Source organism: Streptomyces sp. NPDC047453 (assembly GCF_040643155.1).
Classification (GTDB): Bacteria; Actinomycetota; Actinomycetes; order Streptomycetales; family Streptomycetaceae; genus Streptomyces.
In genome coordinates this window covers 1-15,145 of sequence record NZ_JBEYTS010000047.1, presented here as the reverse complement: position 1 = coordinate 15,145, position 15,145 = coordinate 1, and the positions used below count along the sequence as shown (strand labels likewise).

Below are 15,145 nucleotides of genomic sequence, written 5' to 3'. Positions count from 1 at the left end.
TGTCGCATTGGCGTAATTTGAAGGGGGTGGGAGTCGAACCGACCCCTACACGCTGTAGGGTTACACCCAACCCCCCCGCAGACCGAACGGAACAGAGACGAGAGGTGGCCGTGTCGATCGTCGCGCCGGAGCCGGACGTCAGTGTCGTCGTCATCGTCTACAACGACGAAGAGCGACTTCCGACAGCCGTAGGTTCCGTCCTCGAGCAAACACTTCGCAATGTCGAGGTGATCATCGCCGACGACTGCTCGACGGACGGCTCCCACGAGGTCGCGCAGGCGCTCGCCGCGGCCCACCCCGGCCGGGTGCGGGCGATCCGGCTCCCGGAGAACAGCGGCGGCTGCGGAGAGCCCCGCAACCAGGGCGTCAAGGTGGCCCGCGGCCGGTACGTGATGTTCCTGGACAGCGACGACACCCTGGAGCGGAACGCCTGCCGCAACATGATCGAGGCCGCCGACCGCACCGACGCCGACCTTGTCTCCGGCCTGTGTGTCCGGGTTCACACCGACAGCCGGCACGACAAGCGCGTGCTCTGGTACCCCTGGCTGTACCGGAGCACCCGCACACTGGACTCCGTCGCCGAGCTGCCGGACCTGTTCGTCTTCGACACCCTGTCGACCAACAAGTGCTACCGGCGCCGGTTCCTGATCGACAACGACCTCGTCTTCCCCCGGGGCATCCACTACGAGGACCTGCTCTTCTCCGCGCAGGCCTATCTGGCCGCGCAGCGGATCACCCTCATCCCCAACACGGTCTACCACTGGAACGTGGTCCAGAAGACCGCGGTCAAGTCGATCAGCAACCGGCGCGGTGAGATCAGTAACTTCGCCGACCGGGTCGAGATCCACCGCCGTATCGACGCCATCCTGGACCGCCAGGGCCAGGACGAGCTGAAGCTGCGCAAGGACATCAAGTTCCTCAAGCACGACCTGGTGCTGTACCTGCGGGATCTGCCCTTCCTCGACGACGACTACCGCCACCGCTTCGCCGAACTGGCCCGCGGCTACGTCCAGGACTTCCCCGACGCGGCCTACGCCGAGCTCGACCGCGTCCACGCCATCTGCGCCCAGCTGCTGCTGCGCGAGGACTGGACCGACCTGATGCCGGCCATCGACACCCTCATCAACCGGCACAAGATCTCCGCACCGCTGGCCGAGCGGGGCGGCCGGGTCTACTGGACCGACCGCTACCTCGACGACCCCGAGATGCGCGCCGTCCTGGACGTCACCACCCTCGGCTACCACGCCCGGCCGCTGAACCGGATGGCCCTGCGCAACCGGCTCACCGAGTACGCGGTCCACGGCGGCGACGTGGTGCTCGCCGGCGAGATCGTCAACCCGCTGCACACCATCGATGCCGGCGCCGAGCTCAGCGCCGAGCTGGAGTTCCGGGCCCGCCGCCGCAGCCTCCAGACCTTCCGCTTCCCGGTGCCCGCCCCGCGCCACGAGGGCGACGTGATCGCCTGGCGGGCCCAGGTGCCGCTGGCCCGGCGGCTCAGACCTCTCGGCATCATCGACGACGTGTGGGACGTCCGGCTGCACCTGACCGCCGGCGGCAAGCGCACCACCAGCCGGCTCACCGTCGGCGCCGTCGACCTGGAGAACGCCGCGTCCCTGCCCGTCCGGCCCCGCCTGACCCGGCTCATGGCCGACCGGCTCGAGGCGCAGGTGTCCGCCAAGGGCCACCTGGCCTTCCGGCTCGTCCAGCAGGGCCGGCTCGCCCGCACCGGCCGTGCCGCCGTCGAGCGCAATCTGCACGGGCGCCCGGCGCGGGCCGCCAAGCGCGCCTACCGCACGCTGCGGGCCGTGCGCCGCGACCTGAACTCCGGCACCCGCAAGCTCCAGGTCTACGACCGCATGCTGCGCAGGCTGCCCGTCCGCAAGGGCACCGTCGTCTTCGAGAGCCACCTCGGCAAGCAGTACAGCGACAGCCCGCGCGCCATCTTCGAGGAACTGCGCCGCCGCAAGACGCCGATCACCCCGATCTGGTCGTACGCCGGCGAGCGCCCCACGGGCTTCCCGCAGGACGTGGAACTGGTCCGCCGCTGGTCCTGGCGCTACCTCAAGGCGCTCGCCCAGGCAGAGTTCTGGATCGACAACCAGGGCTACCCGCTGCGGCTCGCCAAACGCCCGGAGACGACGTACATCCAGACCTGGCACGGCTCGGCGCTGAAGCGGATGGGCTTCGACGAGCCCACCTACCGGATGCTGCCCGAACCGGAGCAGCGCTCCTACCAGCAGGCGCTGGACCGCTTCGACCACTTCGTGGTCCGCGGCGAGCACGACGTGCGCACCCTCGCCCGCGCCTACCGCATCCCCGAGCAGAAGCTGCTGCGCACCGGCTACCCGCGCAACGACGCCCTGGTGCGGGTCCGCGAGGGGGCACCGCTGCCCGCCGACGCACAGCGGCTGGCCGAGCGGCTGGGCCTCGCCCCGGACCGGCGCGTGCTGCTGTACGCGCCGACGTTCCGCGCCCATCCCGACGGCCGTGTACAGGACTTCGAGTTCCCCTTCGACATCGAGGAATTCGCCGCGCGCTTCGGCGACGACCACACTCTCCTCGTTCGCGCGCACTACCTGAACCGGCTCACCCTGCCGCCGTCGGTCGCGGGACGCGTGATCAACGTCAGCGCCGAACCGGACATCACGCCGCTGCTCCTGCTCGCCGACTCCCTGATCACCGACTATTCGTCGGTGATGTTCGACTACGCGCTGCTCCGGCGCCCCATCGTGTTCTACGCCCACGACTGGGAGCAGTACGCCCAGGACACCCGCGGCACCTACTTCGACCTGCTGGCCGAGGCGCCGGGCCCCGTCCCGCGCACCGAGGACGAACTGTTCACCGTGATCGGCGACCTGAGCACCATGCAGTCGAAGTACGAGGCCCGGCTGAAGGAGTTCGTGGACAAGTACGGCGAGTACGACCGCGGGGACGCCGCGGCGCAGATCGTGGACCGTTTCTTCGGCCCCGCAGGAGAGACCCGATGACCCAGCGCGACATCTTCTTCGTGGCCAACGAGGTCAACGAACTCGGCGGTGTGGGCCGCTGGCAGATCCAGATGGCCGGGCTGCTGGCCGAGCGCGGGCACCGGGTCACCGTCGTCGGTATCACCCCGCCCAACCATCCGATGGCCCTCGGCGACCAGCCGCCGTTCCGGACCGTGACGCTGTACGCCCGCCGCCCGCCGGGCCGGCCCAGGCCGCGCCGCCTGCTCGGCCGCTTCGACCCGGCCGTGCGCCGCCACGAGACTCACATGCGGACCGCCGCGAGCCGGCTCTCGTCGCTGTTCCAGGACGCCCGGCCCGGCGCGGTGATCATCGTCGCCCAGGTGTGGGCGATGGAGTGGGTGGCCCTCGCGGACACCGCCGGACATCGCGTCATCGGCATGACCCACGAGTCCTTCGAGACGTCCCGCAAGTCGTCCCGCTTCGCGCGCGTGAAGAGGTACTTCAAGGACGTCGACCGGCTGCTGGCACTCACCCGGGAGGACGCCGACCACTGGGGGGTCGAGGGCATGAACAACGTCGGTTTCATGCCCAACCCGCTGTCCATCGTGCCCGACAGCCCCTCGCCGCGCACCGAGAAGGTCGTCGTGAACGTCGGCCGGCTCTCCCACGAGAAGGGCGTCGACATGCTCCTGGACGCCTGGGCCGAGGCCGCGCCGAAGCAGCCCGGCTGGACCCTGCGCATCTACGGCAAGGGAGAGGCCGAGGCGCAGCTCAAGCGGCAGTGCGCGGAGCTCGGCCTGGAGGACTCCGTCGACTTCGCCGGGCAGACCGACGACGTGCCCGGCGCGCTGCGCGCCTCCTCCGTCTTCGTCCAGTCCTCCCGCGGCGAGGGCTTCCCGCTGGTCCTGCTGGAGGCCATGGCGACCGGCCTGCCGTGCGTGGCGTTCGACTGCGCGCCCGGCGTCCGCGAGATCGTCGCCCACGAGGAGAACGGTCTGCTCGCACGCCCCGGCAACACCTCCGAACTCGCCCGTCACCTTGTGCGCCTGATGGCCGACGAGCGACTGCGCGACACGATGGGCGACGAGGCCCTGCGCAGCGCCCACCGCTTCGACCCGGACGTCATCACCCAGCGCTGGGAAGACCTCTTCGACTTCCTGGAACGCTGAGGACCGCACTGCCCGCCGCCCGCGCCCCCGGCGCCCCGGTGCCCGGGGCGCCGGAGGTGCGAGGGGTGTGTCTCCGCCGTTCGCCCACCCGCCGACTTTCACCGTCTCTCCGTAGCCGGTTCGCTGATCGGCGCGTAACGTGACGCTCCATGAAGATCCTCATCAGCGCCGACATGGAGGGCGCCACCGGTGTCACCTGGCCTGCCGATGTGCTGCCGGGGACGCCGCAGTGGGAGCGGTGCCGGGCGATGTTCACCTCGGACGTCGACGCGGCCGTGCGCGGCTTCTTCGACGGGGGCGCCGACGAGGTCCTCGTCAACGAGGCGCACTGGACCATGCGCAACCTGCTGCTGGAGCGGCTGGACGAGCGGGCGCAGATGCTCACCGGACGGCACAAGTCGCTGTCCATGGTGGAGGGCGTGCAGCACGACGTCGTCGACGGCATCGCCTTCGTCGGCTACCACGCCGGCGCCGGCATGGAGGGCGTCCTCGCCCACACCTATCTCGCCAACTCCATCACCGGGGTGTGGCTGAACGACGTACGGGCCAGCGAGGGGCTGCTCAACGCCCATGTGGTCGCCGAGTACGGGGTGCCGGTGGTGCTGGTCACCGGGGACGACGTGGCTTGCGAGGACGCCCTCGGTTACGCGCCCGGGGCGCTCAAGGTCGCCGTGAAGGACCACGTGTCGCGGTACGCGGCCGTGTGCCGTACGCCGACCCGCACCGCCGCCGACATCCGCGCCGCGGCCAAGCAGGCGGCCGAACTGGCGGTCCGTCACGAGCCGGTGCAGGGCGGCCCGTTCACCGTCGCCGTCGAGTTCGACGCCGAGCACCTCGCCATGGCCTGCACCGTCGTGCCGGGAGTGAGCCGCATCGGGGAGCGCAAGGTGGCGTACACCAGCGCGACGATGTACGAGGCGATCCGCACCTTCAAGGCGGTCACCACGATCGCCTCGTCGGCGATCGAGGAGCAGTATGGCTGACGCGCAGGCGCTGGACGAGGTCGTCGGTTTCACGTCCGACCTGATCCGCATCGACACCACCAACCGGGGCGGCGGCGACTGCCGGGAGCGCCCGGCGGCCGAGTACGCCGCCGAGCAACTCGCCGGGGCGGGACTGGAACCGGTGCTCCTGGAGCGGACCCCGGGCCGCACCAACGTCGTGGCCAGGATCGAGGGCGCCGACCCGGCGGCGGACGCGCTGCTGGTGCACGGTCATCTGGACGTGGTGCCGGCGCGCGCCGAGGACTGGAGCGTGCACCCCTTCTCCGGCGAGGTCCGCGACGGGGTCGTGTGGGGCCGGGGCGCGGTCGACATGAAGAACATGGACGCGATGGTCCTCGCCGTGGTCCGCGCCTGGGCCCGGCAGGGGATGCGGCCGCGGCGTGACGTGGTGATCGCCTTCACCGCCGACGAGGAGGCGAGCGCCGAGGACGGCTCCGGCTTCCTCGCCGAGCATCACGCGGGGCTGTTCGAGGGCTGCACCGAGGGCATCAGCGAGTCGGGTGCGTACACCTACCACGATGGCGCCGGACGGCAGATCTACCCGATCGCCGCCGGTGAGCGCGGTACCGCCTGGCTGCGGCTCTCCGCGCACGGGCGGGCGGGCCACGGCTCCCGGCTCAACCGGGAGAACGCGGTGACCCGGCTCGCCGCGGCGATCGCCCGGATCGGCGCCCACGAATGGCCCGTACGGCTCACCCCGACCGTGCGCGCGGCCCTCACCGAACTCGCAGCCCTGTACGGCATCGAGGCGGACCTGCGGGACGTGGACGCGCTGGTGGACAAGCTGGGCCCGGCGGCCCGGCTGGTCGAGGCGACGCTGCGCAACAGCGCCAACCCCACCATGCTCGAGGCGGGTTACAAGATCAACGTGATCCCGGGGGAGGCGGTCGCCCACGTCGACGGGCGGTATCTGCCCGGCGGCGAGGAGGAGTTCCGCGCCACCCTCGACGAACTGACCGGACCGGACGTGGACTGGGAGTTCCAGCACCGCGAGGTGGCGCTCCAGTCGCCGGTCGACTCACCGGCCTTCGCGGCGATGCGGGCCGCGGTCGAGGAGTTCGCGCCGGAGGGCCATGTCGTGCCGTTCTGCATGCCAGGCGGCACCGACGCCAAGCAGTTCTCCCGGCTGGGCATCACCGGGTACGGGTTCTCGCCGCTGAAGCTGCCCCAGGGCTTCGACTACAACGCCCTGTTCCACGGAGTCGACGAGCGCGTCCCCGTCGAGGCGCTGCACTTCGGCGTCCGCGTCCTGGACCGCTTCCTGCGGACCGCCTGAGCCGATGGGGGAAAACGTGCGCACCCTGCCCTGCGGATCCTGGCCCTCGCCCATCGACGCGGCCCTCGCCGCCGCGCACGACGGCAGGCCGGAGTTCCCCGGATTCGTCGGCGACGAGGTGTGGTGGACCGAGCCGCGGCCCGCCGAGGGCGGACGCCGGGCGCTGGTACGGCGGCACGCCGACGGCTCGCAGTCCACGGTGCTGCCCGAGCCGTGGAACGTGCGCAGCCGCGTCATCGAGTACGGCGGCCGGCCCTGGGCGGGAGCCGTCGTGGACGGCACGCCGCTGCTGGTGTTCGTGCACTTCGCCGACCAGCGCCTGTACCGGTACGAGCCCGGCGGCGAGCCCCGCCCGCTCACCCCGCTCTCGGCGGTGGGCGGCGGACTGCGCTGGGTCGAACCGCAGTTGCGCCTGGAGCACGGCGAAGTGTGGTGCGTGCTGGAGGAGTTCACCGGGGAGGCACCCACCGACGTACGGCGGGTCCTGGCCGCCGTACCGCTGGACGGCTCGGCGGCCGAGGACCGGACCGCGGTGCGCGAACTCACCGACGACCGGCACCGGTTCGTGACCGGCCCCCGGCTCTCGCCCGACGGACGGCGCGCGGCCTGGCTGGCCTGGGACCACCCGCGGATGCCGTGGGACGGCACGGAGCTGCTGGTGGCCCAGGTGCGCGCCGACGGCTCGTTCGGCGCGCCCCGGACGGTGGCCGGCGGCCCCGAGGAGTCCATCGCCCAGGCGGACTGGGCCGCCGACGGCTCACTGCTGTACGCGAGCGACCGCAGCGGCTGGTGGAACCTCTACCGCGACGGTGAGCCCCTGTGCGTGCGCGAGGAGGAGTTCGGCGGCCCGCTGTGGAAGCTGGGGCAGCGCTGGTTCGCGCCGCTGGACTGTGGTCTGATCGCGGTCGTGCACGGTCGCGGCGCCACCGCCCTCGGCGTGCTCGACCCGGAGACGGGTGAGGTCGTCGACACGGCGGGCCCCTGGACCGAGTTCGACGCGGCGCCGGCGGCGCACGGCGACCGGGTCGTCGCGGTGGCCGCCGGCCCCCGCAGCGCGTACGAGGTCGTCGAGCTGGACACCCGCACCGGCCGGGCGCGGGTGATCGGGGCCGCCCACGACGACCCGGTCGACCCCGCCTACTACCCCGAGCCGCGGATCCGCACCTTCACCGGGCCGGACGGCCGGGAGGTCCACGCCCACATCTACCCGCCGCACCACCCCGAGTGCGTGCCTCCCGCCGGCGAGCTGCCGCCGTACGTCGTGTGGGCGCACGGCGGACCCACCAGCCGGGCGCCCCTGGTGCTCGACCTGGAGATCGCCTACTTCACCTCGCGCGGCATCGGGGTCGCCGAGGTCAACTACGGCGGATCCACCGGACACGGCCGCGAGTACCGCAACCGGCTGCGCGAGCAGTGGGGCGTCGTCGACGTCGAGGACTGCGCGGCCGTCGCGCTCGCCCTCGCCGACGAGGGCACCGCCGACCGCGCCCGGCTGGCGATCCGGGGCGGCAGTGCGGGCGGCTGGACCACGGCGGCCTCCCTGACCACGACCGACGTGTACGCCTGCGGCACGATCAGCTACCCGATTCTCGACCTGACCGGCTGGGGCAGCGGGGAGACCCACGACTTCGAGTCGCAGTACCTGGAGTCCCTGGTCGGGCCGCTCGCCGAGGTGCCCGGCCGGTACGCGGAGCGCTCACCCGCCGAGCACGCCCACCGGATCACGGCGCCCTTCCTGCTGCTCCAGGGCCTGGACGACGTGATCTGCCCGCCGACCCAGTGCGAGCGGTTCCTCGCCCGGCTGGCCGGCCGGCGGGTGCCGCACGCGTACCTCGCGTTCGAGGGCGAGGGGCACGGCTTCCGCCGGGCCGACACCATGGTGCGGGCACTGGAGGCGGAGCTGTCGCTGTACGCTCAGGTCTTCGGCCTGGACCCGGCCGGCATCCCCACCCTGGAGCTCAGCACGTGAAGGAACTCGTCCGCCCCACCCGGCTCGCCCCCGGTGCCCGCGTCGCCGTCGTCGCGCCCAGCGGGCCCGTGCCCGAGGAGCGGTTGCAGGCGGGCCTGGACGTGCTGCGCGGCTGGGACCTGGATCCGGTGGTGGCGCCGCACGTGACGGCCCGGCACGGCACGTTCGACTATCTGGCGGGTACGGACCGCGACCGCGCCGCCGACCTCCAGGGCGCCTGGTGCGATCCGTCCGTGGACGCGGTGCTGTGCGCCCGCGGCGGCTACGGCGCGCAGCGCATGGTGGACCTGCTCGACTGGGAGGCCATGCGGGCGGCCGGCCCGAAGGTGTTCGTCGGGTTCAGCGACATCACCGCGCTGCACGAGGCGTTCGCCACCCGCCTGGGCCTGGTCACGCTGCACGGCCCGATGGCCGCCGGTGTCGACTTCGTCAAGAACGACCGGGCGCAACGGCATCTGCGAGCGACCCTGTTCGCGCCCGAGACGGTCCGCACGATCGCTTCCGGCGGCCCGGCCCTGGTTCCCGGGCGGGGCCGGGGCGTCACCCTCGGCGGCTGTCTGGCCCTGCTCGCCGCCGACCTCGGCACACCGCACGCGCGGCCCGGCGCGGCCGGCGGTCTGCTGTGCCTGGAGGACGTGGGCGAGGAGGCCTACCGCCTGGACCGCTACCTCACCCAACTGCTGCGGGCCGGCTGGCTCGACGGGGTGCGCGGGGTGCTGCTCGGCTCGTGGAAGGACTGCGAGACCCCCGACCGGGTGCGAGCCCTGCTCGCCGACCGGCTGGGCGGACTCGGGGTGCCCGTCGTCGAGGAGTTCGGCTTCGGGCACTGCGAGGGCGCGTTGACGGTTCCCTTCGGTGTCGCGGCCGAACTCGACGCGGACGAGGGGACGTTGACGCTCGGCGAGCCCGCCCTTCGCTGACGTGCGGCGGCCGGGCGCGCGCCGCGCGTAGGGTGACGGCATGCCGCACACCGCAGCCCGCTTCCTCGCCGAGGGGCCCCGCGTGGGCATCCGCCCCTTCACCCGGGAGGACGGCGCCGAGTTCACCGCCCGGGTCCGGGAGAGCGAGGACCTGCACCACCCGTGGCTCTTCCCGCCGGCCACCGCCGAGGCGTACGCCGCCTACGCCCGGCGACTGATCGAGGACCCGGCGAAGGCGGGTTTCCTGGTCTGCGAGAAGGAAGCGGGCACACTCGCCGGGTTCGTCAACATCAACAACATCGTGCACGGCGCCTTCCGGTCCGGAGCACTCGGCTACGGAGCCTTCGCGCACGCTGCCGGGCGAGGCCTGATGCGCGAGGGCCTCGACCTCGTCATCGGGTACGCCTTCGGCCCGATGCGGCTGCACCGGCTGGAGATCAACGTCCAGCCGCTGAACACCGCCTCGATCGCGCTGGCCCGCGCCTGCGGCTTCCGCCTGGAGGGCTTCTCGCCGGACATGCTCTTCATCGACGGGGCCTGGCGCGACCACGAGCGGTGGGCGCTCACCGCCGGGATGCGGGCTTGAAGTTGACCTTCATGGTGTCCAGGTCCGTCACGGTCGACCGCAGGTCACGAAAGCCGTATCCGAGGCCGCGCAGGGCGGTCTCCGCGCGGTCCTCCGCGATCGCGGCCGCCATCTCCTCGCCGTCCTCCGCGTCGCTCACCACGACGTAGCGCATCGAGAAGTGCTTCAGCGGGGACGGCTCGTACGACAGCGAGCCCTCCTCGGTGAACCGCATGCTGAGCATGCCGTGCTCGTCCGCCTCCGCGCGCAGCCGTTTTTGTGCCTCGTCGGTCAGTGCGTCCCAGGTGCCCCGGACGATCACCCGGTAGGTGTGCTGCTCGCTCATCGGATCTCCGTACTTCTCCATGCTCGGCCATCGGCCACAGGGGGCGACCGGCCGACTCTACGGCGCCCGCGACGCGCCGGCCACGGAATATCGCCGCGCCCGCTCAGCCCCGGCGGTCCATGTACTCGTACACCGTCCCGTCCGGGTGCAGGGCGATCAGGTTGCGGCCCACCGGTGTCGGGACCGGCCCGGCGACGATGTGCGCGCCGAGCCCGGTCAGCACCCGGTGGGCCTCGTCGACGTCCTCCACGGCTATCGTCGCCGCCACCTTGCGCAGCACCTCCAGCTGCGACTCGGGGCCGCTCATCAGCAGGAAGCAGCCGACCGCGGCCACCTGGACGCCGCCCTGTTCGAAGCGGAGAGCTCTGGCGCCCGCGAGACCTTCGTAGAACGGGACGGCGGTGTCCAGATCGTCGACGCAGACGCGCAGGGTGGTTCCCAGAATCTCCATGCGCACGAGCGTAGTTGGGGGCGTCCGGGGAGGTGATCGTTTCACCGGATCGCCCGCAACGCCCACCCCCTCCGCCACATCCCCGGACATCCCCGGACGGCGTTATGCGTACGCCGGTGCGGGTACTCGCGGTTCATGAAGGGCTTGGATCACTTGGAGCACTTGGACAAGCAACTGGTCGACGAACTGGCGCAGGTGGCGCGTGAGACGGTGCGCGACGAACTGCGAGACCAGACCCGCAGGCGGCGTCGCACCGCCACGCTCTACGCCGCGTCCGGCGCCGTCGCCCTGTACGCGGGCGCGGCTCTCGCGCTCGCCGTGGGGCTGGCCCTCGCGATCGGGCTGCCCGGCTGGGCCGCCGCACTGATCACCGCGGCGATCCTGGGCGTGGCGGCCTACGCGCTGCGCGAGGCCGCCCGGCCGTCGGAGCCGCGGCCCGCCCCGGACCGCGCCGTGGACCTCGCGGCCGGACACGACCCGGGCGCCCCGCCCGCGGGCGGCACCGGAGCGGTGGCGGGCACGGCCGGCAGGACGGTGGGTGCGGCGCACCCGCCCGTGCCGCCGATGCCGCCCGCGCCTCCGTCCGGAGCGACCCGGCCGGAACGCCCCGGCGAGACCGACCCGGGAACGGGCCACCGGGCCTGACACCGCGTCGCGTTCCCTGTCGGGTTCCCCGTCGTGTTCCGAACCGCGTCCCGACCTGTTGGAGCGTGACATGACACCGGGCACCCGCTCGCCCCCGGCCCGCGGGCGCCCGTCCGTGTCCGCACCGCGGCAGTCGCGGGCGGCCGGCCCGGTGCCGGGAGACGTTTGGGTGCCCCGGCCAGGGGGACGCGGAAGGTTCCGCACCAGGTACGCGACCGCGCCGGAGGCGAACCGTGAGTCGACCCCGCATCGTGATCGTCGGCGCCGGCTTCGCCGGCTACCGCACGGCCCGGACCCTGTCCAGGATGTCCCGGGGCAAGGCCGACATCACCCTGCTGAACCCGACCGACTACTTCCTTTACCTGCCCCTGCTGCCCCAGGTCGCCGCGGGCCTCCTGGAGCCGCGCCGGACCGCCGTCTCCCTCGCCGGCACGCTGCGCCACGTACGGCTGGTCCTCGGCGAGGCGGACGCCATCGACATGGACGCGCGCACCGTGCACTACACCGGCCCCGAGGGCGGCGAGGGCACGCTGGCCTACGACCGGCTGGTGCTCGCCGTCGGCAGCGTCAACAAGCTGCTGCCGATCCCCGGCGTCGCCGAGCACGCGCACGGGTTCCGCGGCCTGCCCGAGGCCCTGTACCTGCGGGACCACATGACCCGCCAGATCGAACTGGCGAGCAGCGAGGACGACCCCGAGACCTGCTCGGCCCGCTGCACGTTCGTCGTCGTGGGTGCCGGCTACACCGGCACCGAGGTCGCCGCGCACGGGAAGATGTTCACCGACTCGCTGACGCGCAGGTACCCGCCCCGGCAGGGCATCCGGTCGCGCTGGCTGCTGCTGGACATCGCGCCCCGCGTGCTGCCCGAGCTGGACGAGCGGCTCTCGGCCACCGCCGACCGCGTGCTGCGGAGGCGGGGCGTCGAGGTGCGCATGGGCACCTCCGTGAAGGAGGCCACGCACGAAGGGGTGCTGCTGACGGACGGCGAGTTCGTCCGCAGCCGCACGCTCGTGTGGTGCGTCGGCGTACGGCCCGACCCGCTCGTGGAGAGCACCGGGCACCCGCTGGAGCGGGGACGGCTCGTCGTCGACCCCTTCCTCCAGGTGCCGGGGCGGCCGGAGGTGTTCGCGTGCGGGGACGCGGCCGCCGTGCCCGACCTGGACAACCCCGGCCGGTACACCCCGATGACCGCCCAGCACGCCTGGCGGCAGGGCAGGACCGCCGCGGTCAACGTCGCCGCCTCGCTCGGCGTCGGCGAGGCCCGCCCCTACCGCCACCGCGACCTGGGCTTCGTCGTGGACCTGGGCGGCGCGCAGGCCGCCGCCGACCCGCTCGGCGTCCCGCTGTCCGGGCCGGTGGCCGGCGTGGTCACCCGCGCCTACCACCTCGCGGCGATGCCCGGCAACCGCGTCCGGGTGGCCGCGGACTGGCTGCTGGACGCCGTACTGCCGCGCCAGTTCGTCCAGTTGGGCCTCGTACGGTCCTGGTCCGTGCCCCTGGACACGGCCTCCCCGGAGCTGGCCCGCGTACCGGTCGGGCCCGAGTGGCAGGCGAGGACGACGGCCGGCTCCGGACCGGGAGAGCCGGCCGACGCCGCGCCCGGCGGAGCGCACCCCGCCCCCGGCCCGGTCAAGCGAGACGACATACCCGCGGAAGGAGACTCATGAACACCGACGAACTCGTCGAACTCGGCCAGCAACTGCGCGTCGACAGCGTGCGCGCCGCCGCCGCGGTGAGCTCCGGGCACCCCACGTCCTCCATGTCCGCCGCCGACATCATGGCGGTCCTGCTGGCGAACCATCTCCGCTATGACTTCGACCGGCCCGAGCACCCCGGCAACGACCGCTTCGTCCTGTCCAAGGGACACGCCTCCCCACTGCTGTACTCCGCCTACAAGGCGGCGGGCGCCATCGACGACGAGGAACTGCTCACCTTCCGCGAGCTGGGCAGCCGCCTGGAAGGGCACCCCACCCCTCGGCGGCTGCCGTGGGTGGAGACCGCCACCGGATCCCTCGGGCAGGGCCTGCCCATCGGCGTCGGGATCGCGCTCACCGGCAAGCGGCTGGACCACGCCGACTACCGCGTGTGGGTGCTGTGCGGGGACAGCGAGCTGGCCGAGGGCTCGATCTGGGAGGCCGCCGAGCACGCCGGGTACGAGCACCTGGACAACCTGACCGTGATCCTCGACGTCAACCGGCTCGGCCAGCGCGGCCCCACCCGGCACGGCCACGACCTGGACGCCTACGCCCGCCGCTTCCGCGCCTTCGACTGGCACACGATCGAGATCGAGGGCCACGACGTGGACGCCGTCGACCGCGCCTTCGGCGAGGCGATCTCCACGCGGGGGCAGCCCACCGCGATCATCGCCCGCACTTTCAAGGGCAGGGGCGTCAAGGACGCCGAGGACCGTGAGGGCCTGCACGGCAAGCCGCTGAAGGACCCCGACGAGGCGGTCGAGGAACTGGGCGGCGTCCGGGACATCCGCGTCCGCGTGCACGAGCCGCGCTCGGCCCGTTCGCTGCACGCCGTGGGCGACGGCAACCTCGAACTGCCCCGCTGGGACAAGGGCGAGAAGGTCGCCACCCGCGACGCCTACGGCCAGGCGCTCGCCGCGCTCGGCACCGCGCGCGGCGACGTCGTGGCCCTTGACGGCGAGGTCGGCGACTCCACCCGCTCGGAGTTCTTCGCCAAGGAGCACCCCGAGCGCTACTTCGAGTGCTACATCGCCGAGCAGCAGATGGTCGCCGCCGCCGTCGGAATGGCCCGGCGCGGCTGGGTGCCGTACGCCTCGACGTTCGCGGCCTTCCTGACCCGCGCGCACGACTTCGTACGGATGGCCTCCGTCAGCGGCTCCGGCATCAACCTCAACGGCTCCCACGCGGGCACGGCGATCGGACAGGACGGGCCGAGCCAGATGGGCCTGGAGGACCTGGCGATGATGCGCGCCGTCCACGGCTCGACCGTGCTCTACCCGTGCGACGCCAACCAGGCCGCCGAGCTCGTCGCGCGGATGGCCGACCTGGACGGCGTCCGCTATCTGCGCACCTCGCGCGGGGCGAGCCCGGTGCTCTACGGGCCCGAGGAGGACTTCCCCGTCGGCGGCAGCAAGGTGCTGCGCTCCTCCGCACGGGACCGGCTGACCGTCGTCGCCGCGGGCGTCACCCTGCACGAGGCGCTCACCGCCGCCGACGTCCTCGGCCAGGACGGCATCGCGGTCCGGGTGATCGACCTGTACTCGGTCAAACCGGTCGACCGGGACACGCTCCGGGAGGCCGCCGAGGACACCGGCTGCCTGCTCACCGTGGAGGACCACCACGCCGAGGGAGGCATCGGCGACGCCGTGCTCGACGCCTTCACCGACGGACGCCCGGTGCCGCGCCTGGTGCGGCTCGCCGTCCGGGAGATGCCGGGCTCGGCCTCACCCGCCGAGCAGCTGCACGCCGCGGGCATCGACGCCGAGTCGATCGCGGCCGCCGCGCGGCTGCTGGTGGAGGAGGCGGTCGTTCGGTGAGTGACGGGCCGCCTACGGTGCGCATTGGCTTTCCTTGGGGATTTCGCAACTATACGTGCGGGAAGCCCGCGTTCGTACAGGTTTGACCGTGGAGCGTGCGGCCACCCGAAGAAGAAGAGGTGGCCATGGTGAAGAGAGAAAACACCGCGGAGTCGCAAGGTTCAGGAGAGTCGGTGTCCCGGCCGGGGCCGTTGGAGGTGCTGCGTGAGGCGCGGGCCCAGTTCGCCGAGCTGACCGGTCTGAGCGCGGAGTCCGTGACGACTTTCGAGCAGACGGAGGACGGCTGGTCGCTGGAGGTCGAGGTCCTGGAACTGGCCCGGGTGCCGGACACCATGAGCCTG

At 72.7% G+C, this 15,145-nt stretch carries 13 protein-coding genes; 11 read left to right on the top strand and 2 right to left on the bottom strand.

The window, feature by feature from the left end; all coding sequences use genetic code 11:
• Positions 1–110: 110 nt before the first annotated feature.
• From ABZ818_RS30005 to ABZ818_RS29975, 7 genes are all read left to right on the top strand, one after another.
• Positions 111–2,987, top strand: a complete 2,877-nt coding sequence (locus tag ABZ818_RS30005; RefSeq protein WP_361421350.1) for a bifunctional glycosyltransferase family 2 protein/CDP-glycerol:glycerophosphate glycerophosphotransferase — start codon at positions 111–113, stop codon at positions 2,985–2,987.
• On the top strand, positions 2,984–4,117 hold the full coding sequence (locus ABZ818_RS30000) for a glycosyltransferase (protein WP_361421347.1): 1,134 nt from the start codon (positions 2,984–2,986) through the stop codon (positions 4,115–4,117). The genes ABZ818_RS30005 and ABZ818_RS30000 overlap by 4 nt, the downstream gene beginning before the upstream one ends.
• Positions 4,118–4,266: 149 nt before the next feature.
• Positions 4,267–5,100, top strand: a complete 834-nt coding sequence (locus ABZ818_RS29995; protein WP_361421344.1) for a M55 family metallopeptidase — start codon at positions 4,267–4,269, stop codon at positions 5,098–5,100.
• Positions 5,093–6,397, top strand: a complete 1,305-nt coding sequence (locus ABZ818_RS29990) for a M20/M25/M40 family metallo-hydrolase (RefSeq protein WP_361421342.1) — start codon at positions 5,093–5,095, stop codon at positions 6,395–6,397. Before ABZ818_RS29995 ends, ABZ818_RS29990 begins: the two co-directional genes overlap by 8 nt.
• Before the next feature lie 4 nt (positions 6,398–6,401).
• Positions 6,402–8,366, top strand: a complete 1,965-nt coding sequence (locus ABZ818_RS29985; protein ID WP_361421339.1) for an LpqB family beta-propeller domain-containing protein — start codon at positions 6,402–6,404, stop codon at positions 8,364–8,366.
• Entirely contained in the window at positions 8,363–9,286 is a 924-nt protein-coding gene (locus ABZ818_RS29980) for an LD-carboxypeptidase (RefSeq protein ID WP_361421336.1), read from the top strand. The genes ABZ818_RS29985 and ABZ818_RS29980 overlap by 4 nt, the downstream gene beginning before the upstream one ends.
• Positions 9,287–9,326: 40 nt before the next feature.
• Complete coding sequence (locus tag ABZ818_RS29975) at positions 9,327–9,872, top strand: GNAT family protein (RefSeq protein ID WP_361421333.1); 546 nt, start codon at positions 9,327–9,329, stop codon at positions 9,870–9,872.
• Here the strand turns inward: ABZ818_RS29975 and ABZ818_RS29970 are convergent.
• Both ABZ818_RS29970 and ABZ818_RS29965 read right to left on the bottom strand, forming a co-directional pair.
• Positions 9,850–10,197: a DUF6204 family protein gene (locus ABZ818_RS29970; RefSeq protein ID WP_361421331.1), complete on the bottom strand. Its 348-nt coding sequence runs from the start codon at positions 10,195–10,197 to the stop codon at positions 9,850–9,852. The two genes, ABZ818_RS29975 and ABZ818_RS29970, sit on opposite strands and share 23 nt — an antisense overlap.
• A 103-nt stretch (positions 10,198–10,300) precedes the next feature.
• Complete coding sequence (locus tag ABZ818_RS29965; protein WP_361421328.1) at positions 10,301–10,648, bottom strand: VOC family protein; 348 nt, start codon at positions 10,646–10,648, stop codon at positions 10,301–10,303.
• A gap of 135 nt (positions 10,649–10,783) precedes the next feature.
• Between ABZ818_RS29965 and ABZ818_RS29960 the strand changes: the two genes are divergently transcribed.
• From ABZ818_RS29960 to gvpO, 4 genes are all read left to right on the top strand, one after another.
• Positions 10,784–11,293 (top strand): phage holin family protein, encoded by a 510-nt coding sequence (locus ABZ818_RS29960; RefSeq protein WP_361421325.1) that lies wholly within the window; start codon positions 10,784–10,786, stop codon positions 11,291–11,293.
• 233 nt (positions 11,294–11,526) lie between these two features.
• A complete protein-coding gene (locus tag ABZ818_RS29955) occupies positions 11,527–12,960 on the top strand; it encodes an NAD(P)/FAD-dependent oxidoreductase (protein ID WP_361421322.1) in 1,434 nt (477 codons plus the stop codon).
• Positions 12,957–14,804, top strand: a complete 1,848-nt coding sequence (locus ABZ818_RS29950; protein WP_361421319.1) for a transketolase — start codon at positions 12,957–12,959, stop codon at positions 14,802–14,804. The genes ABZ818_RS29955 and ABZ818_RS29950 overlap by 4 nt, the downstream gene beginning before the upstream one ends.
• A gap of 125 nt (positions 14,805–14,929) precedes the next feature.
• A partial coding sequence (gene gvpO, locus ABZ818_RS29945; protein WP_361421316.1) for a gas vesicle protein GvpO occupies positions 14,930–15,145 on the top strand: 216 nt, incomplete at its 3' end.

Bases quoted from the DNA above. Each gene is read 5' to 3' on its own strand.
- ABZ818_RS29950 (WP_361421319.1), top strand. From the start codon at position 12,957: ATGAACACCGACGAACTCGTCGAACTCGGCCAGCAACTGCGCGTCGAC.
- ABZ818_RS30000 (WP_361421347.1), top strand. From the start codon at position 2,984: ATGACCCAGCGCGACATCTTCTTCGTGGCCAACGAGGTCAACGAACTC.
- ABZ818_RS29985 (WP_361421339.1), top strand. From the start codon at position 6,402: ATGGGGGAAAACGTGCGCACCCTGCCCTGCGGATCCTGGCCCTCGCCC.
- ABZ818_RS29995 (WP_361421344.1), top strand. From the start codon at position 4,267: ATGAAGATCCTCATCAGCGCCGACATGGAGGGCGCCACCGGTGTCACC.
- ABZ818_RS29970 (WP_361421331.1), bottom strand. From the start codon at position 10,197: ATGAGCGAGCAGCACACCTACCGGGTGATCGTCCGGGGCACCTGGGAC.
- ABZ818_RS29975 (WP_361421333.1), top strand. From the start codon at position 9,327: ATGCCGCACACCGCAGCCCGCTTCCTCGCCGAGGGGCCCCGCGTGGGC.
- ABZ818_RS29960 (WP_361421325.1), top strand. From the start codon at position 10,784: ATGAAGGGCTTGGATCACTTGGAGCACTTGGACAAGCAACTGGTCGAC.
- ABZ818_RS29990 (WP_361421342.1), top strand. From the start codon at position 5,093: ATGGCTGACGCGCAGGCGCTGGACGAGGTCGTCGGTTTCACGTCCGAC.
- ABZ818_RS29965 (WP_361421328.1), bottom strand. From the start codon at position 10,648: ATGGAGATTCTGGGAACCACCCTGCGCGTCTGCGTCGACGATCTGGAC.